We start from the raw sequence: 17,328 nt of genomic DNA, 5'->3' as shown, positions 1-17,328 counted from the left end.
CCGGGCCGACCCACGCACCGTTCAGACCACACCCCGTGACCCGCACTCCGACGGAGCCCTCGAATGACCGACGCCGCAGCATTGCCCGGCCAGCCCCGAGGGGGAGTGCTCTCCGGGCAGGCAACGACCCGCGCTACCAACGTCCTCGCCCCCAACGCCTCCGCGATGACCCTCGACGGCACCAACACCTGGATCGTCTCCGAGCCCGACTCCGACCTCGCGGTCGTCATCGACCCGGGCCCCCTGGACGACACCCACCTCAAGGCCGTCATCACCACCGCCGAGCGCGCGGGCAAGCGCATCGCGCTGACCCTCCTCACCCACGGCCACCCCGACCACGCGGAGGGCGCGGCCCGCTTCGCCGCCCTCACGCGTACGGACGTCCGCGCCCTCGACCCCGCCCTGACCCTCGGCGACGAGGGCCTCGCGCCGGGCGACGTCGTCACGACAGGCGGCCTGGAACTGCGTGTGGTCCCCACCCCCGGCCACACCTCCGACTCGCTCTGCTTCCATCTCCCCGCGGATCAGGCGGTGTTGACGGGCGACACGGTCCTGGGCCGCGGTACGACGGTCGTCGCGCACCCCGACGGCCGCCTCGGCGACTACCTCGACTCGCTCCGCCGCCTGCGCTCCCTTGCCGTCGACGACGGTGTGCACACGGTGCTGCCGGGCCACGGCCCCGTACTCGACGACGCCCAGGGAGCCGTCGAGTACTACCTCGCCCACCGCGCACACCGCCTCGCCCAGGTGGAGACGGCCGCGGAGAACGGCTTCACGACCCCCTCGCAGGTCGTCGCCCAGGTCTACGCCGACGTGGACCGCTCGCTCTGGCCCGCCGCCGAGCTCTCCGTACGGGCACAGCTGGAGTACCTCCGAGAGCACGGTCTGATCTAGACGCGCACACCGTTCACCCCGCTGCTCCCGGTCACCTTCGGCAAGGCCGGCACCCCGCTGACCTCCGGCATGCACCTCAAGTCGCCCTTCACCAACGTCACTTCCTTCTCCACCCGGCCCGTGGACCTCAACCTCTCCGGCAAGGACACCATCGAGGTCCGCTCCTCGGAGGGTGGCGTGCTCTACGTGGACGTGACCGTGAAGTGGTCGGCGACCCCGGCCAGGGCAGTGGAGCTGTACCGGCTCGCGAGCAGCGAGGACGCGATCCAGTCGCGGCTGGTCTACCCGGACAGCCGGGAGATCGTACGGAACGTCTTCGCGCGCCACACCAGCGTGGAGGGGTACGCCTCGGGCCGTGAGGCGATCAACGGCGAGATCGCCCAGCTGATCAAGGACAGGCTCGCCCCGCGCGGGATCGCCGTCACGACGGTCAACCTGCGCAATGTGAAGCCCTCCGACAAGCTGCAGGACCAGATCGACCGCAAGATCCAGCAGGAGCAGTCGACGGAACGGGCGGTCGAGGCGTCGCGTACGGCCAAGGCGGAGGTGGAGCGGCGGCGGATCGAGGCGGAGGGCATCGCCCGCGCCAACAAGATCCTCAGCAACTCGCTCACCGACAAGGTGCTGACCAACCAGTGCATCGAGGCGTACAAGGAGGCCGCGCAGAAGAACCCTGTCTACGCGGTGCCGTGCGGCTCCGGCACGGGCACTCCGGTGATCGTGGACGGGACCAAGAAGTAGCCGCGCGGAACACAGAAGTGGCGCCCCACCGACAGGCGGGGCGCCACTTGCCGCGTACGTGCGTACGCGAGGGACTCAGCGCGAGCGCTTCGCCAGCCGCTCCACGTCCAGCAGGATCACGGCGCGCGCCTCCAGGCGCAGCCAGCCGCGGCCCGCGAAGTCCGCGAGGGCCTTGTTGACCGTCTCGCGGGAGGCGCCGACCAGCTGGGCCAGCTCTTCCTGGGTCAGGTCGTGGACGACGTGGATGCCTTCCTCGGACTGCACGCCGAAGCGGCGCGACAGGTCGAGGAGCGCGCGGGCGACACGGCCCGGTACGTCGGAGAAGACCAGGTCGGACATCTGGTCGTTGGTCTTGCGCAGGCGCCGGGCGACGGCGCGCAGCAGGGCCGTGGCCACCTCGGGGCGCACGTTCAGCCAGGGCTGGAGGTCGCCGTGGCCGAGGCCGAGCAGCTTGACCTCGGTGAGCGCGCTCGCCGTGGCGGTACGCGGGCCCGGGTCGAAGAGGGAGAGCTCACCGATGAGCTCGCCGGGGCCGAGGACCGCCAGCATGTTCTCGCGGCCGTCGGGGGAGGTGCGGTGCAGCTTCACCTTGCCCTCGGTCACCACGTACAGCCGGTCGCCGGGGTCGCCCTCGTGGAAGAGGGCGTCGCCGCGGGCGAGCGTCACCTCACTCATCGAGGCGCGCAGCTCGGCGGCCTGCTCGTCATCGAGCGCCGCGAAGAGCGGGGCGCGCCGCAGAACGTCGTCCACGAGTTCTCTCCTTGTCGACCTGCTGCTCAGGGGACGGGCTGTCCCCATCATGCCGGACCGGGTATATCAGTGTGATCTGTGACCAGTTTGACGTGTGCGAGTGACAACCTGTGCCTCAGGGGGCCGATTGGGGTGGTCCTTGCCTGTGACCGGGGCGGATGTCAGTGCCGGGCTCTAGGCTGGCCGAGTGTCCAAATCGCCGGTGAGAGCGCAGGCCAAGGGGGCTGAACGGGTGTCAGCGAACCGCAATTCCGCTGTGGGCGAACAACCCGCCGCCCGTCCTTCGAGTGCCGCAAAAACGACCAGAAAACCGAAAGCGAAGACGGCGAAGCCCGAGTCGCACGTCGCGCTGGTCCGCCGGGCCCGCCGGATCAACCGCGAGCTCGCCGACGTGTATCCGTACGCCCACCCCGAGCTCGACTTCGAGAACCCCTTCGAGCTCCTGGTCGCCACGGTCCTCTCCGCCCAGACCACCGACCTGAGGGTCAACCAGACGACCCCCGCGCTCTTCGCGAAGTACCCCACCCCCGAGGACATGGCGGCGGCGGTCCCCGAGGAGCTGGAGGAGATCCTCCGGCCCACGGGCTTCTTCCGCGCCAAGGCCAAGTCCGTCCTCGGCCTCTCCGCGGCCCTGCGGGACGACTTCGGCGGCGAGGTCCCCTCCCGCCTGGAGGACCTGGTCAAGCTCCCGGGCGTCGGCCGCAAGACGGCGAACGTCGTCCTCGGCAATGTCTTCGGCGTCCCCGGAATCACGGTGGACACCCACTTCGGGCGTCTGGTCCGCCGCTGGAAGTGGACGGACGAGGAGGACCCGGTCAAGGTCGAGGCCGTCGTCGCCGGCCTCTTCCCGCCCAAGGACTGGACGATGCTCTCGCACCGGGTCGTCTTCCACGGCCGCCGCATCTGTCACGCCCGCAAACCGGCCTGCGGCGCCTGCCCGATCGCCCCGCTCTGCCCCTCGTACGGGGAGGGCGAGACGGACCCGGAGAAGGCGCAGAAGCTCCTGAAGTACGAGAAGGGCGGCCGGCCCGGCCAGCGGCTCAAGCCCCCGCCGGACTACCCGGGCAAGCCGGCGGCCCCGCTGGGCGCCGGATGAGGTCGAGCCCGTACGGAACGATCAGACCCACCGCAGGCGTTGTGAGAGACGGGGGTGCCCATGACGCGCGCACATGAGACGTACGACGGCCGGCTCGACGGGAGCACGGTCACGGTCACGGCCGAGGGGCTGCCCGGCTGGCTGGCCCCGGTCGTCGCGGCCGCCGAGACCGTCAGACCGGAGCAGCTGAGCCGCTTCCTGCCCCCGGAGAGCGGCAGCGGCCGCCAGTCCGCGGTGCTGATCCTCTTCGGGGAGGGCCCCAAGGGCCCGGAGCTGCTCCTGATGGAGCGCTCCAGCAGCCTCCGCTCCCACGCCGGCCAACCGTCCTTCCCCGGCGGCTCCCTGGACCCCGAGGACGGCGACCCCCGTACGACGGGTCCGCTGCGTGCCGCCCTGCGCGAGGCGGAGGAGGAGACCGGGCTCGATCCCGGAGGCGTGCAGATCTTCGGTGTCCTGCCCCGCCTCTACATCCCGGTGAGCGCCTTCGTGGTGACGCCCGTGCTCGGCTGGTGGCGCGACCCCACCCCCGTCCGCGCCGTGGACCAGGCCGAGACGGCCCGGGTGTTCACGGTTCCCGTGGCCGATCTCACGGACCCGGCCAACCGTGCGACCGCCGTCCACCCGAGCGGCCATCACGGCCCCGCATTTCTCGTCGAATCGGCTCTGGTCTGGGGTTTTACCGCCGGAGTCATCGACAGGATCCTGCATTACGCCGGCTGGGAGCTCCCCTGGGACCGCTCCAAGCAGGTCCCGCTCGACTGGCGCGCGTGACAGGCTGGCGACCGTGAACGTCCTGGACATCCTGCTGATATTGGCCGCCGTGTGGTTTGCGATCGTCGGCTACCGCCAGGGATTCGTCGTCGGCATCCTGTCGGTGATCGGATTCCTCGGGGGCGGTCTGGTCGCCGTCTATCTGCTGCCCGTCGTCTGGGACCAGCTCACCGACAAGTCCGAGGTGTCCACCGCGGCCACGGTCGTCTTCGTCGTCGTCGTGATCGTCTGTGCCTCGGTGGGCCAGGCCTTCACCACCCACCTCGGCAACAAACTCCGCCGCTACATCACCTGGTCGCCCGCCCGCGCCCTGGACGCCACCGGCGGCGCCCTGGTCAACGTCCTCGCGATGCTCCTGGTCGCCTGGCTGATCGGCTCCGCCCTCGCGGGCACCACCCTGCCGACCCTCGGTAAGGAGGTCCGCAGCTCCAAGGTGCTGCTCGGCGTCTCCCGCGCGATGCCCCCGCAGGCCTCCACCTGGTTCTCGGACTTCTCCTCGGTCCTCGCCCAGAACGGCTTCCCGCAGGTCTTCTCGCCCTTCTCGAACGAGCCGATCACCGAGGTCCAGGCCCCCGACCCGGCCCTCGCCAACAGCGCCGTCGCGGCTCGTGCCCGTAAGTCGATCGTCAAGGTCGTCGGCACCGCGCAGGGCTGCGGCAAGGTCCTCGAAGGCTCCGGCTTCGTCTTCGGCGAGCGCCGTGTCATGACCAACGCGCATGTCGTCGGCGGCGTCGACGAGCCCACGGTCCAGATAGGCGGGACGGGTCGGCTGTACGACGCCAAGGTCGTCCTCTACGACTGGGCGCGCGACATCGCCGTCCTCGACGTCCCCGATCTGCACGCCCCCGTCCTGCAGTTCGCCGACACCGACCACGACGCCCACAGCGGCGACAGCGCGATCGTCGCGGGCTTCCCCGAGAACGGCGCGTACGACGTCCGCTCGGCCCGCGTGCGCGGCAGGATCAGCCCCAGCGGCCCGGACATCTACCACCGCGGCACCGTCCGCCGCGACATCTACTCGCTCTACACCACCGTCCGCCAGGGCAACTCCGGCGGCCCGCTCCTCACCCCCGAGGGCAAGGTCTACGGCGTGGTCTTCGCCAAGTCCCTCGACGACGCCCACACCGGGTACGCGCTGACCGCCGACGAGATCCGCGAGGACATCGCCCAGGGCCGCACCGCGGGCCAGCAGGTCGACACCGAGGGCTGCGCGCTGTGAGGACGAAACCGTGAGGACGAAACCGTGAGGAAGAGACAACTGTGAGGCTCACGATTCTCGGCGGCGGCGGCTTCCGCGTCCCGCTCGTCTACGGGGCACTTCTCCGCGACCGCGCCCCCGGCCGGGTCACCCACGTCACCCTGCACGACCTCGACCCGGCCCGGCTGACCGCCATCGCCCGCGTCCTGAAGGACCAGGCGGGAGACGTGCCCGACGCCCCCGAGGTCACCGTCACCACCGACCTCGACGACGCCCTGCGCGGCGCCGACTTCGTCTTCTCCGCGATCCGCGTCGGCGGTCTCGCGGGCCGCGCCGCCGACGAGCGCGTCGCCCTGTCCGAGGGCGTCCTGGGCCAGGAGACGGTCGGCGCGGGCGGCATCGCGTACGGGCTGCGTACCGTCCCCGTTGCCGTCGACATCGCGCGCCGGGTGGCCCGGCTCGCCCCCGACGCCTGGGTCATCAACTTCACCAACCCGGCCGGCCTCGTCACCGAAGCCATGGCCGCCCACCTCGGCGACCGCGTCATCGGCATCTGCGACTCCCCGGTGGGCCTGGGCCGCCGCGTCGCCCGCACGCTGGGCGCCGACCCCGACCTGGCGCGCCTCGACTACGTGGGGCTCAACCACCTGGGCTGGCTGCGCGGTCTGTACGTAGGCGAAGAGGACGTCCTGCCGCGCCTGTTCGAGGACGAGGCGCTGCTCACGTCGTTCGAGGAGGGCAAGCTCTTCGGCGCGGAGTGGCTGCGCTCGATCCGCTCCGTCCCCAACGAGTACCTGCACTACTACTACTTCAACCGCGAGACGGTCGCCGCCTACCAGCAGGCCGAGCAGACCCGCGGCGCCTTCCTCCACACCCAACAGGCGCATTTCTACGAGGAGATGGCTGCCGGGGAGCCGAAGGCCTGGGACGCCTGGGACCGTACGCGCGCCGAGCGCGAAGCCACGTACATGGCGGAGAACCGCGAGGCGTCGGGCGCGGGCGAACGGGCCGCGGACGACCTGGAGTCGGGCGGGTACGAGAACGTGGCGCTCGCCCTGATGCGGGCCATCGCGCGCGACGAGCCGGCCACCCTCATCCTGAACGTCCCCAACCGCGACACCCTCGCCGTGCTCGACGCGGCAGCCGTCATCGAGGTCCCGTGCCGGATCGACGCGAACGGCCCGCGCCCGCTGGCCGTGTCGCAGCTGACGGGCCACGAGGCCGGTCTGGTGACCGCCGTGAAGGCAGTCGAACGCTGCGTCCTGGAAGCGGCGGAGAGCGGATCGGCGCGGGCGGCGGCAAAGGCGTTCGCCCTCCACCCGCTGGTCGATTCCGTGAAGGTGGCGCGGAGGCTGCTGGAGGGATACCGGGGCGTGCACCCCGGTCTCAGCTACCTCGTGCGGCCGTAGTCAGGTCCGCTGATGGCGCAGCCGCGCCGAGACCCAGCGCGCCCTGCGCCGGAGGATCAGCGGAATTCCGAGGCGGGGATCGTGCCCCTGATCATGCGGGCCGCCCCTCTCGTGGGTGCTCAGGCCTGTGGCCGAGCGGCGGTTGCGTGCTGCGTCACCGTAGTCGTGCGTCCAGCCCATACAACGACGTCTGCCCGTGCCCCAAGGTCCGTAATCGCCTCTCGGGCAGCCAATTGGCCTATGCGGGAGGCATTTGGCTGTTCGCAGGACAGACGTTCGCCTACGGCTACCGGTCGGGCTCAGGGTCCTTCAGCCAGTTGACCAGCTCAGCGGTGAAAGCGGCCGGATCCTCCTCATGAGGGAAGTGCCCCAGACCGTCGAACAGCCGCCAGCGGTACGGCGCTTCGACGTATTCCCCTGACCCCGCCGCACTCCGCGTGCGCATCACCGGGTCCAGCGATCCGTGCAGATGCAGCGTCGGTACGCGTACGGGCCGCTTCATGCGCCGGTTGAACTGGATCCCGTCCGGCCGCGCCAGCGAGCGCACCATCCAGCGGTAGGGCTCCACCGAGCAGTGCGCCGTGGAGGGGATCGTCATCGCACGCCGGTACCTGTCCACGGCCTCCTCCTCGGGAGGCGTGGGACCCGACCACTCCCGCATCAGCCGCCCCACCAACGCGGCGTCGTCCGCGACCAGTTGACGCTCCGGCAGCCACGGCCGCTGGAAGCCCCACACGTACGAACCCGACCGCGACTGCGAGAAGTCCGAGAGCATCGCCGAGCGCCAGCGGCGCGGATGCGGCATGGAGGAGACGGCGAGGCGGCGGACGAGCTTGGGCCGCATCACGGCCGCCGTCCACGCCAGATAGCCGCCCAGATCGTGCCCGACGAGCGCCGCGTCCGGCTCGCCGAGGGAGCGGATCACGCCGGTGATGTCGAGGGCGAGGTTGGCGGGGTCGTAACCGCGCGGCGTACGGTCGCTGCCGCCCACCCCGCGCAAGTCCATGGCGACCGCCCGGAATCCGGCGTCGGCGAGCGCGGGCAGCTGGTGCCGCCAGGTCCACCAGAACTGCGGGAAGCCGTGCAGCAGGAGCACCAGCGGGCCGTCACCGGCCTCGGCGATATGGAAGCGCGCACCGTTGGCGGCGACATCGCGGTGGGTCCAGGGGCCGTCGAGGCGTACGACGGAACCCGATTCTGCGGAGGCGGTCATGCTGACGAGCGTGCCACAGCCGGGGCGCTGCCGTTAATTCGACGGAGTGTTGACCGCCGCCTCGATGGCCGACTTGTCGAGGACCTTGTCCAGCGCCGCTTCGGGACGCGGGTGCGGCTTGACGCCCTGCAGTACGGCCGTCGTCTCCTTGACCGAGGCGGCGACCTTCTGCGGGCCCTTGCCCTTCTGGGCCTTCTTGATGAAGATCCAGCCGATCAGGCCGAGCAGCCCGGCCACGAGCACGTTCACGGCGAAGGACAGGACGAAGCAGATCGCCATGTTCCAGTGGGTCCACGTACGGAATCCGTACGCGAGGGCGAAGCTCAGCATCGGCAGCGAGAAGATCAGCACCCCGATGGCCGCCGCGATCGCACCGGCGCCCATCCCGCCGCGCTTGACGTCCTGCCGCAGCTGCGCCTTGGCCAGGGCGATTTCGTCGTGTACGAGCGCTGACATCTCGGCCGTCGCCGAGGCGACCAGCTGACCGAGGCTGCGGTCGGTGGTGCCGGCGGTGCTGCCAGGCTCGCTCATGACTGACTCTCCCTCATCTTCAACTTCGTGTCCGATGTCAGATCATGCCGGACGCTCGCCCTTGTCGCCCGCCGCCCCCGCCAGTTCGGCGAGACGCCGGTGCTCGGCCGCCTTCCCCTCGTAGATCGCGGCCATGCGCAGGTGGTACTCGGGTTTGTCCTGCTCGTAGATGTCGGGGATGCCGTCGTGGTCGTCGTCGCGCTCCTCGTCCTCGCAGAGCGCGCGGTACTTGCGGTTGCGGGCCTTGAGGAGAACGGAGGCCACGACGGCCGCGATCAGCGATCCGACCAGCACAGATGCCTTGATCTCATCGGTCATCAGCTCGTCGCCGTCGAAGGCGAGCTCGCCGATGAGCAGCGAGACGGTGAAGCCGATCCCGGCGAGCGAGGCGACCGCGAGTACGTCGGGCCAGGCCAGGTCGTCGTTGAGTTCGGCCCGGGTGAAGCGGGCGGTGAGCCAGGTGCCGCCGAAGATGCCGACGGCCTTGCCGACGACCAGCCCGAGGACGACACCGAGGGTCTCGGGCTTGGTGAAGACATCGCCGAGGACCCCGCCGCCGACGACGACTCCGGCGGAGAACAGCGCGAACAGCGGCACCGCGAGCCCGGCGGAGAGCGGTCGTACGAGGTGCTCGATGTGCTCGCCGGGGGAGTGGTGCTCCCCGTCGCGCTTGGTGCAGCGGAGCATCAGGCCCATGGCGACACCGGCGATGGTGGCGTGGACGCCGCTGTTGTACATCAGCCCCCAGATGACCAGGGCCAGGGGGACGTACACGTACCAGCCGCGTACGCCCTTGCGTAGCAGCAGATAGAAGACGGCGAGGCCGACGACTGCGCCGCCGAGCGCGGCGAAGTTGATCTCGCTGGTGAAGAAGACCGCGATGATCAGGATCGCGAAGAGGTCGTCGACGACGGCGAGGGTGAGCAGGAAGGCACGGAGCGCGGACGGCAGCGAGGTCCCGATGACCGCCAGTACGGCGAGTGCGAAGGCGATGTCGGTGGCCGTGGGCACGGCCCAGCCGTCCATGGAGCCGCCGCCGACGGTGTTGACGACGACGTACACCACGGCGGGCACCGCCATGCCGCAGACGGCGGCGACGACGGGCAGGACGGCGGCCTTGGGGTCGCGCAGTTCGCCCGCGACCAGTTCGCGCTTGAGCTCGATGCCCGCGACGAAGAAGAAGACCGCCAGGAGACCGTCGGCCGCCCAGTGCTGGATGGAGAGATCGAGGCCGAGGGAACCGGGGCCGAGGTGGAAGTCGCTGACGTTCTCGTAACTGCCGCCCCAGACGTTGGCCCAGATGACGGCGACGACGGCGGCGACGAGCAGCAGCACACCGCCGACGGTCTCGGCGCGCAGGGCGTCGGCGACGTACGTCCGCTCGGGGAGCGAGAGCCGTCCGAGGACCTTACGGCCGTCGTTGTTGCTGGGGGCGGGCGCGGTCATCGCGGGGCGACCTCCGGTCGGTTGGGCAGCACAGAACACATGCCGACCAGACTTCCCGGCGCACCTTTTTGACGTGATGTTGACGCGTCCATCACCTTACCGGGTGCACACAGGGGGGTATCCGGTGATCTTCACCCTATGCGCAGGAAGGGCACCCGGCGCGCTGCCGGATGCCCTTCGGGTGCTCTGCGCTGTTCCGCGCCGCTACGGGGTCAGTCTTCGCTGCCCGCGCTCGGGAGCTTGTTCTGGATGAGGTCCATGACGGAGGAGTCGGCGAGGGTGGTGACGTCGCCCACGGCCCGGTTCTCGGCGACGTCGCGCAGGAGGCGGCGCATGATCTTGCCGGAGCGGGTCTTGGGGAGCTCGGCGACGGGCAGGACGCGCTTGGGCTTGGCGATCGGGCCCAGGACCGTGCCGACGTGGTTGCGGAGGTCGGCGACGAGGTTCTCGTCGTCGGCGTTGGCGGTGCCGCGCAGGATGACGAAGGCGACGATGGCCTGGCCGGTCGTCTCGTCGGTCGCACCGACGACGGCGGCTTCGGCGACGGCGGGGTGGGAGACGAGCGCGGACTCGACCTCGGTGGTGGAGATGTTGTGGCCGGAGACGAGCATGACGTCGTCGACCCGGCCGAGCAGCCAGATGTCGCCGTCGTCGTCCTTCTTCGCGCCGTCGCCGGCGAAGTACTTGCCCTCGAAGCGCGACCAGTAGGTGTCGATGAACCGCTGGTCGTCGCCCCAGATCGTACGGAGCATGGAGGGCCACGGCTCGGTGAGGACGAGGTAGCCGCCCCCGCCGTCGGGGACCTCGTTGGCCTCGTCGTCGACGACGGTGGCCGAGATGCCGGGCAGGGCGCGCTGGGCGGAGCCGGGCTTGGTGGCGGTGACGCCGGGGAGCGGCGAGATCATCATCGCGCCGGTCTCGGTCTGCCACCAGGTGTCGACGATCGGGGTGATGCCGGCGCCGATGTGCTCCCGGTACCAGATCCACGCCTCGGGGTTGATCGGTTCACCGACCGAGCCCAGGACGCGCAGCGAGGAGAGGTCGAACTTGGCGGGGATGTCGTCTCCCCACTTCATGAAGGTGCGGATCGCGGTCGGCGCCGTGTAGAGGATGGTGACGCCGTACTTCTGCACGATCTCCCAGAAGCGCCCCTGGTGCGGGGTGTCGGGGGTGCCCTCGTAGATGACCTGCGTGGCGCCGTTCGAGAGCGGCCCGTAGGTGATGTAGGAGTGCCCGGTGACCCAGCCGATGTCGGCGGTGCACCAGTAGACGTCGGTCTCCGGCTTGAGGTCGAAGACCGCGTGGTGGGTGTACGACGCCTGGGTGAGGTATCCGCCCGAGGTGTGCAGGATGCCCTTCGGCTTACCCGTCGTGCCCGAGGTGTAGAGGATGAAGAGCGGCTGCTCCGCGTCGAAGGCCTCGGGGGTGTGCTCGGCGGACTGCTTGGCGACGACGTCGTGCCACCACACGTCGCGGCCCTCGGTCCAGGCGACGTCCTGCTTCGTGCGCTGCACGACGAGGACCTTCTCGACCGATACGCGGGTCAGCGCCTCGTCGACGGCGGGCTTGAGCGCGGAGGGCTTGCCGCGCCGGTAGCCGCCGTCGGAGGTGATGACGACCTTGGCGTCGGCGTCCTCGATGCGCTTGGCGATCGCGTCGGCCGAGAACCCGCCGAAGACCACCGAGTGCGCGGCACCGATGCGCGCGCAGGCGAGCATCGAGATGACGGCTTCGGGGATCATCGGCAGGTACACGGCGACGCGGTCGCCCTTGGTGACGCCGAGCTCGGTGAGGGCGTTCGCGGCGCGCGACACCTCGTCCTTGAGCTCGGCGTAGGTGATGGCGCGGCTGTCGCCGGGCTCGCCCTCGAAGTGGATGGCGACCCGGTCGCCGTTGCCGGCCTCGACGTGCCGGTCGACGCAGTTGTAGGCGACGTTGAGCTTGCCGTCCGCGAACCACTTGGCGAACGGCGGGTTGGACCAGTCGAGCGTCTCGGTGGGCTCGGTCGCCCAGCTGAGCCGCCGTGCCTGCTCGGCCCAGAAGCCGAGGCGGTCCGTCTTCGCCTGTTCGTACGCCTCCGCCGTGACGTTGGCGTTCGCGGCCAGCTCGGCGGGCGGCGCGAAGCGACGCTCCTCCTTGAGCAGGTTGGCCAAGCTCTCGTTGCTCACGACATCGCCCTTTCTGCAAAACCCTCGTGTCCCAGGTCATACCTCATCAGCCCGTGCCGCTCCCTGACAAGAGCTCACGGCAAGAAATTGGTTTAGACCTATCGAGACCTATGCGGGAGCAACCTGAGCGAAGATCCCTTCCGGCTCGGAAACGTGTGCGTCGGTGAGCAGATACGCCTGGGCCTCGGCCACGTGGAAGTACATGCCGTGCAGCTCGAGCGTGCCCTCGGCCAGCCGCCTGGCCACGGACTCGTGGGCCCGCAGATGCTCCAGCTGCTGTACGACGTTGGTCAGGCAGAGCTGCTCGACGGCATCGGCGGGGAGCCGCCCGGAGATCCGCGCCCAGGAGTGGTGGCGGCTGCGCATCCGCTGCAGGCTGGGCAGCCCGTGCCGCAGCCAGCGCCGCAGCGGGGTCATCGGGGCGTCCGGGCTCGCGTTGAGCAGCGCCTGCATCGCACCGCATCCCGAGTGCCCGCAGACGGTGATCGAGTCGACCCGCAGGACGTCCACCGCGTACTCGATGGCGGCCGCGACGGAGTCGTCCGCGGCCTCCTCGCCGGGCAGCGGCACCAGGTTTCCCACGTTCCGTACGGTGAAGAGATCGCCCGGGCCGCTGGAGGTGATCATGCTGGTGACCACGCGGGAGTCGGCGCAGGTGAGGAAGAGCTGGGAGGGCTGCTGGCCCTCGCGGGCGAGGCGCGCCAGTTCTTCCCGTACGAGCGGGGCGGTATTGCGCTGGAACGAGCTCACACCGCTGGCCAGTTGACGGCTCGCGGGCCGCTGCCTGGGGTGGTGGTCGTCGCAGTGGTGGTTGCGCCACGGCGTCCAGGGGCGGCAGCAGCCCTGTGTGGCGGACGCGGGCTCGGCGATCCGGCCCCCGGCGCGCCCGGTCACCTCGACGCGGCCGCCGTGGGCGGTGTGCGCCTCCTGCCAGTGCTGCAGCGTCTCGTACGCGGCGTGATCCATGAAGGAACCGTCCAACTCCACCACCACATGCGCTCCTTGAGGGATGTGTCCCAGCGTCCGGCTCAGCCGGGGGACAGCGAGGAATGTCAACTGGCCGCGAGCCCGCACCCGGTGGAGCCCGCTCTCCTCCTCCGTGCAGACGATCCGCGTCCGGGCGAGGCGGTGCAGTGCGACGCCGACGGCGACCGCGATCCCGAGGACCACGCCCTGCAGGACACCGAGCAGCACGACCCCGGAGACCGTGGCCACGTACACGAGGAACTCGCGGTGCTTGTGGACGTTGCGGATGTGCGCGAAGTTGACCATCTGGATGCCGACCATCATCACGAGCGCCGCCAGCGCGGCGAGCGGGATCCACTCCAGGACCGTGACCAGCAGACCCGCTGCCAGCAGGACCCACACTCCGTGGAGCACGGTCGAGGCGCGGCCGGTGGCTCCGGCCCGTACGTTCGCGGTGCCGCGCACGGCGCCGCCCGACACGGGCAGTCCGCCGAGCAGCCCGGAGACGGCGTTGGCGATGCCCTGTCCGCGCAGCTCGCGGTCGAGGTCCGCCCGCTTGCCGGTGGCGCCGGGGCGGTCCGCGCTCAGCTTGTCGATGGCCACCGCGGAGAGCAGCGACTCCAGGCTGGCCACCAGCATCACCGTGAAGACGGCCGTGATCAGGCCGAGGACCGGCCCCTTCGGCATCTCCGGCAGCGCGTGCGAACTCCAGGACGGCAGGTCCACGCGGGCGATTCCGGGCGCGGCGAAGGCGGCGACGGCGGTGGCCAGGACGACCGAGGCGAGTGCGGCGGGGATCTTCCGCAGCGCCTTGCCCGTACGGCCGGGAAGGCGCGGCCAGCCCACCAGTACGGCGATGGTGAGCGCCCCGATGAGCGGGGCGGCGGGGCCGATGCGGGCCAACTGGCTGGGCAGGGCGAGTGCGTTGTCCACGGCCGAGCTCTGCGGCGTGCCGCCGAGGACGATGTGGAGCTGGGCCAGCGCGATGGCGACGCCGATGCCGGCGAGGGTGCCGTGCACGATGGCGGGGGAGACGGCGAGTGCGCTGCGGGCGGTGCGCAGCGAGCCGAGGAGGACCTGGAGCAGACCGGCGCAGACGGTGATGGCGCAGGTGGTGCGCCATCCGTACACCTGGATCAACTCGGCGGTGACGACGGTCAGTCCGGCGGAGGGGCCGCTGACCTGGAGGGCGGATCCGCCGAGCAGTCCGGCGAGGATCCCGCCGACGGCCGCGGCGACGAGGCCTGCCTCCAGCGGGGCGTTGATGGCGACCGCGAGCCCCAGAGACATCGGGACGGCGATCAGGAAGACGGTGATCGAGGCGGAGAGATCGGCTCCGGCGATACGGAGCCTGAAGCGCGGTCGGCGGCCGTTTCCGTCGCCGTCCCCGCCGGGCGGCGGGGAGTGGGGGCGCTGGGAGCGCGGAATGCGCAGACGTGCGCGGGAACGAGTGCGAGTGGGGGCGCAGGCAGACATGGTTTCCCGTCTTTTCCGGGGCAGCGCGGTCGCGGACAAGTGGTGACGCGGCCGTGGGTCACGGCGTGCAGCGGCGGGATTTATCAACTCTCGGTAAACGGATCGTAATGCAGAGTAAAGAGCAGGGCAGGGCAAATGGTGCAAATGGTCTAATGGTTCACTCGATTCAGTGACTGTGTCGCTCCACGTCCGTAAAGCCGGAGGGGCAAGGGTGGGGCGCATGATGGCCACAACCCGAAAAATCGCACTCTGGTCGGTTTCCACGGCGCTGCTCGCCGGCGCGGCAGGCTGCTCGGGCGGCGCGGAGCCCGCGGCCCCCACGGGGAAGAAGGGCGCAGCCGCGGCCCAGCCCCAGAAGGCCCCGGCCGCGCCGCCGGTACGCCTCATCGGCGACGGCTCCACGGCCAACACCGGAGCCCAGCCCCATCTCATGCGTCCCGAGCGGCTGAAACCAGGTCAGCAGCCGCCGCAGTTCGTCGTCTTCTCCTGGGACGGCGCGGGCGAGGACAGCCAGAAGCTCTTCTCGCACTTCCGCAAGGTCGCCAAGGAGAGCGACGCGACGATGACCTTCTTCCTCAGCGGCGTCTACATGCTGCCGACCGAGAAGCGCGACCTCTACTCCCCGCCGCAGCACTCCCAGGGCCGCTCCGACATCGGCTTCAACGACATCAAGTCGATCCGGAACACCGCCGAACAGGTCCGCGGGGCCTGGGAGGAGGGCAACGAGATCGGCACCCACTTCAACGGCCACTTCTGTGGGCCCGACGGAGGGGTCGGCACCTGGTCCGTACCGGAGTGGCAGAGCGAGATCCGCCAGGCCAAGTCCTTCGTGAAGACCTGGAAGACCACCACGGGCCTCAAGCACGAGAAGCCGCTGCCCTTCGACTACGAGCAGGAGCTCGTCGGCGGCCGCACCCCGTGCCTGGAGGGCCAGCAGAACGAGATGCGGGCCGCCCGGACGATGGGCTTCCGCTACGACTCGAGCGGGGTCGGCACCCAGGTCTGGCCGCAGCAGCGCGAGGGCATGTGGGACATCCCGATGCAGACGGTGCCCGTGCCGGGCCGGGCGTTCGAGACGCTCTCCATGGACTACAACTTCATGTTCAACCAGTCGGGGACGGTGCACGGCGACCCGTCGAAGCACGAGTACTGGGGCAACCAGATGCGCGACGGCCTGCTGCAGGCCTTCGACCGCGCGTACAAGGGGAACCGCGCTCCGCTGATCATCGGCAACCACTTCGAGTCCTGGAACGGCGGCACGTACATGCGTGCCATCGAGGAAGTGGTCCGCTCGGTCTGCAAGAAGAACGGGGTGCGCTGTGTGTCCTTCAAGCAGCTGGTGAACTGGCTGGACAAGCAGGACCCGTCGACGATCAAGAAGCTCCAGAAGCTCTCGGTGGCCCAGGAGCCGAAGGAGGGCTGGGCGGCCTACCTGGCCGCCCACCCGCACCAGTTGGGCATCAAGAAGCAGCAGCACCACTGAACTCGGGCAGTTTCTCGCCGAGCATGAACGCGGGGTCGACCTGGGCAGCCAGGCAGATTCCTCTTTTTGCACCCCTCGCACCGTTCGGCGCCGGGGCGCCTCACGGGCTTCGAGGTGCGGCGCCGGCCTCCGGCCGTCGGTTTCGGCCGACGGCCGTGGCTGTCATGACGAGTGGGCGACCAGCAGTTTCTCGCCGAGCATGAACGCGGGGTCGACCTGGGCAGCCAGGTCGGCCCCCGTTTTTTCGTTGCCCCAGCTCTCCGCGTTCTTCAGGTGGAAGTGCACCATCTGGCGGGTGTAGCGCTCCCAGTCGCGGTTCTCGTACGAATCCTCCGCCGCGTCCTGAAGCGCCTGCAGCGCCAGCCGGTTGTCGGCCTCCAGGAGTTCGAAGCGGGGCGGGCGGCCCTTCTCCATCGCGCGGACCCAGTCCGAGTGGCCGACGGTGACCAGCAGGTCCTCGCCGACCTCCGCGCGCAGGAAGTCCAGGTCGTCCTCGTCGCGGACCTTGTTGCCGACGACCTTGAGCGCGATCCCGAAGTCCCGCGCGTACTCCTTGTACTGGCGGTACACCGACACGCCCTTGCGGGTCGGCTCCGCCACCAGGAAGGTCATGTCGAAGCGGGTGAACATCCCCGAGGCGAAGGAGTCCGAGCCGGCCGTCATGTCGACGACCATGAACTCCTCGGGTCCGTCGACGAGATGGTTGAGGCAGAGCTCGACCGCGCCGACCTTGGAGTGGTAGCAGGCCACGCCCAGGTCGGACTCGGTGAAGGGCCCCGTCGCCATCAGCCGGATCACGCCGTCGTCGAGCTGGACGGGGCGCGCGCAGGCGTCGTAGACCGGATTGGATTCGGTGATCCGCAGCAGACGCGAGCCCTCGCCGGGGGGCGTCGTCTTGATCATCGTCTCGGCGGAGGCGATGCGGGGGTTGGAGCCGCGGAGGTAGTCCTTGATGAGGGGGAGGTGCGCGCCCATGGCGGGGAGCGCGGCTGCCTCCTCCTCGCCCAGGCCGAGCGCGGCGCCCAGGTGCTGGTTGATGTCGGCGTCGACGGCGACGACGGGGGCTTCGTTGGCGGTGAGGTGGCGGATGAAGAGCGAGGACAGCGTGGTCTTCCCGCTGCCGCCCTTCCCCACGAAAGCGATCTTCATGTTCACGAAGGGTAGCCGGATGATTGCGGTGCGTGGG

At 70.1% G+C, this 17,328-nt stretch carries 15 protein-coding genes; 7 read left to right on the top strand and 8 right to left on the bottom strand.

What is annotated here, in order from left to right; genetic code table 11:
- Nucleotides 1–63: 63 nt before the first annotated feature.
- Nucleotides 64–894: an MBL fold metallo-hydrolase gene (locus tag OG707_RS17855; RefSeq protein WP_329119396.1), complete on the top strand. Its 831-nt coding sequence runs from the start codon at nucleotides 64–66 to the stop codon at nucleotides 892–894.
- Nucleotides 895–915: 21 nt separating this feature from the next.
- The gene (locus OG707_RS17850; protein ID WP_329127848.1) at nucleotides 916–1,635 is read left to right on the top strand and encodes a prohibitin family protein; all 720 of its coding nucleotides are present in this window, start codon (nucleotides 916–918) and stop codon (nucleotides 1,633–1,635) included.
- A gap of 75 nt (nucleotides 1,636–1,710) precedes the next feature.
- Here OG707_RS17850 and OG707_RS17845 read toward each other — a convergent pair whose 3' ends face one another.
- Nucleotides 1,711–2,385 (bottom strand): Crp/Fnr family transcriptional regulator, encoded by a 675-nt coding sequence (locus tag OG707_RS17845; RefSeq protein WP_164258843.1) that lies wholly within the window; start codon nucleotides 2,383–2,385, stop codon nucleotides 1,711–1,713.
- 256 nt (nucleotides 2,386–2,641) lie between these two features.
- Between OG707_RS17845 and nth the strand changes: the two genes are divergently transcribed.
- Genes nth through OG707_RS17825 form a run of 4 tightly spaced genes read left to right on the top strand, consistent with a single transcriptional unit; the run spans nucleotide 2,642 to nucleotide 6,859 of the window.
- Nucleotides 2,642–3,481 (top strand): endonuclease III, encoded by an 840-nt coding sequence (gene nth / locus OG707_RS17840; RefSeq protein ID WP_443071344.1) that lies wholly within the window; start codon nucleotides 2,642–2,644, stop codon nucleotides 3,479–3,481.
- A 60-nt stretch (nucleotides 3,482–3,541) separates the two neighbouring features.
- Complete coding sequence (locus tag OG707_RS17835; RefSeq protein ID WP_329119390.1) at nucleotides 3,542–4,252, top strand: NUDIX hydrolase; 711 nt, start codon at nucleotides 3,542–3,544, stop codon at nucleotides 4,250–4,252.
- 13 nt (nucleotides 4,253–4,265) lie between these two features.
- Nucleotides 4,266–5,471: a MarP family serine protease gene (locus OG707_RS17830; protein ID WP_329119388.1), complete on the top strand. Its 1,206-nt coding sequence runs from the start codon at nucleotides 4,266–4,268 to the stop codon at nucleotides 5,469–5,471.
- Nucleotides 5,472–5,512: 41 nt separating this feature from the next.
- Nucleotides 5,513–6,859 carry a 6-phospho-beta-glucosidase gene (locus OG707_RS17825; RefSeq protein ID WP_329119386.1) on the top strand — a complete coding sequence of 449 codons (1,347 nt, stop codon included), beginning with the start codon at nucleotides 5,513–5,515 and terminating at the stop codon, nucleotides 6,857–6,859.
- On the opposite strand, the gene OG707_RS17820 is transcribed toward OG707_RS17825, so the two are convergent.
- The 6 genes from OG707_RS17820 to OG707_RS17795 all read right to left on the bottom strand — a co-directional run bounded on the left by OG707_RS17820 (nucleotide 6,860) and on the right by OG707_RS17795 (nucleotide 14,659).
- Nucleotides 6,860–7,039, bottom strand: a complete 180-nt coding sequence (locus OG707_RS17820) for a hypothetical protein (RefSeq protein ID WP_329119384.1) — start codon at nucleotides 7,037–7,039, stop codon at nucleotides 6,860–6,862.
- 106 nt (nucleotides 7,040–7,145) lie between these two features.
- The gene (locus OG707_RS17815; protein WP_329119382.1) at nucleotides 7,146–8,072 is read right to left on the bottom strand and encodes an alpha/beta fold hydrolase; all 927 of its coding nucleotides are present in this window, start codon (nucleotides 8,070–8,072) and stop codon (nucleotides 7,146–7,148) included.
- A 33-nt stretch (nucleotides 8,073–8,105) separates the two neighbouring features.
- Nucleotides 8,106–8,603, bottom strand: a complete 498-nt coding sequence (locus tag OG707_RS17810) for a phage holin family protein (protein WP_329119380.1) — start codon at nucleotides 8,601–8,603, stop codon at nucleotides 8,106–8,108.
- Between the two features lie 42 nt (nucleotides 8,604–8,645).
- A complete protein-coding gene (gene nhaA / locus OG707_RS17805) occupies nucleotides 8,646–10,049 on the bottom strand; it encodes a Na+/H+ antiporter NhaA (RefSeq protein ID WP_329119377.1) in 1,404 nt (467 codons plus the stop codon).
- Between the two features lie 212 nt (nucleotides 10,050–10,261).
- Nucleotides 10,262–12,217 (bottom strand): acetate--CoA ligase, encoded by a 1,956-nt coding sequence (gene acs / locus OG707_RS17800; RefSeq protein ID WP_329119375.1) that lies wholly within the window; start codon nucleotides 12,215–12,217, stop codon nucleotides 10,262–10,264.
- Nucleotides 12,218–12,325: 108 nt separating this feature from the next.
- Complete coding sequence (locus tag OG707_RS17795; protein WP_329119373.1) at nucleotides 12,326–14,659, bottom strand: SulP family inorganic anion transporter; 2,334 nt, start codon at nucleotides 14,657–14,659, stop codon at nucleotides 12,326–12,328.
- Nucleotides 14,660–14,879: 220 nt separating this feature from the next.
- On the opposite strand from OG707_RS17795, the gene OG707_RS17790 reads away from it, so the two are divergent.
- Nucleotides 14,880–16,142 (top strand): hypothetical protein, encoded by a 1,263-nt coding sequence (locus OG707_RS17790; protein WP_329119371.1) that lies wholly within the window; start codon nucleotides 14,880–14,882, stop codon nucleotides 16,140–16,142.
- Nucleotides 16,143–16,304: 162 nt separating this feature from the next.
- Here the strand turns inward: OG707_RS17790 and OG707_RS17785 are convergent, their stop codons facing one another.
- The gene (locus OG707_RS17785) at nucleotides 16,305–17,291 is read right to left on the bottom strand and encodes an ATP-binding protein (protein ID WP_329119369.1); all 987 of its coding nucleotides are present in this window, start codon (nucleotides 17,289–17,291) and stop codon (nucleotides 16,305–16,307) included.
- Nucleotides 17,292–17,328 lie beyond the last annotated feature (37 nt).

The organism is Streptomyces sp. NBC_01465, from assembly GCF_036227325.1.
Classification (GTDB): domain Bacteria; phylum Actinomycetota; class Actinomycetes; order Streptomycetales; family Streptomycetaceae; genus Streptomyces.
Note: the sequence above shows the minus strand (reverse complement) of the source record. Positions and strands in the feature narration are given on the sequence as shown.

What these genes read in the sequence shown, in the direction of transcription:
- OG707_RS17815 (WP_329119382.1), bottom strand. Translation starts at nt 8,072, where the DNA reads ATGACCGCCTCCGCAGAATCGGGTTCCGTCGTACGCCTCGACGGCCCC.
- nhaA (WP_329119377.1), bottom strand. Translation starts at nt 10,049, where the DNA reads ATGACCGCGCCCGCCCCCAGCAACAACGACGGCCGTAAGGTCCTCGGA.
- OG707_RS17835 (WP_329119390.1), top strand. Translation starts at nt 3,542, where the DNA reads ATGACGCGCGCACATGAGACGTACGACGGCCGGCTCGACGGGAGCACG.
- OG707_RS17855 (WP_329119396.1), top strand. Translation starts at nt 64, where the DNA reads ATGACCGACGCCGCAGCATTGCCCGGCCAGCCCCGAGGGGGAGTGCTC.
- OG707_RS17790 (WP_329119371.1), top strand. Translation starts at nt 14,880, where the DNA reads ATGATGGCCACAACCCGAAAAATCGCACTCTGGTCGGTTTCCACGGCG.
- OG707_RS17820 (WP_329119384.1), bottom strand. Translation starts at nt 7,039, where the DNA reads ATGGGCTGGACGCACGACTACGGTGACGCAGCACGCAACCGCCGCTCG.
- OG707_RS17810 (WP_329119380.1), bottom strand. Translation starts at nt 8,603, where the DNA reads ATGAGCGAGCCTGGCAGCACCGCCGGCACCACCGACCGCAGCCTCGGT.
- OG707_RS17795 (WP_329119373.1), bottom strand. Translation starts at nt 14,659, where the DNA reads ATGTCTGCCTGCGCCCCCACTCGCACTCGTTCCCGCGCACGTCTGCGC.
- OG707_RS17785 (WP_329119369.1), bottom strand. Translation starts at nt 17,291, where the DNA reads ATGAAGATCGCTTTCGTGGGGAAGGGCGGCAGCGGGAAGACCACGCTG.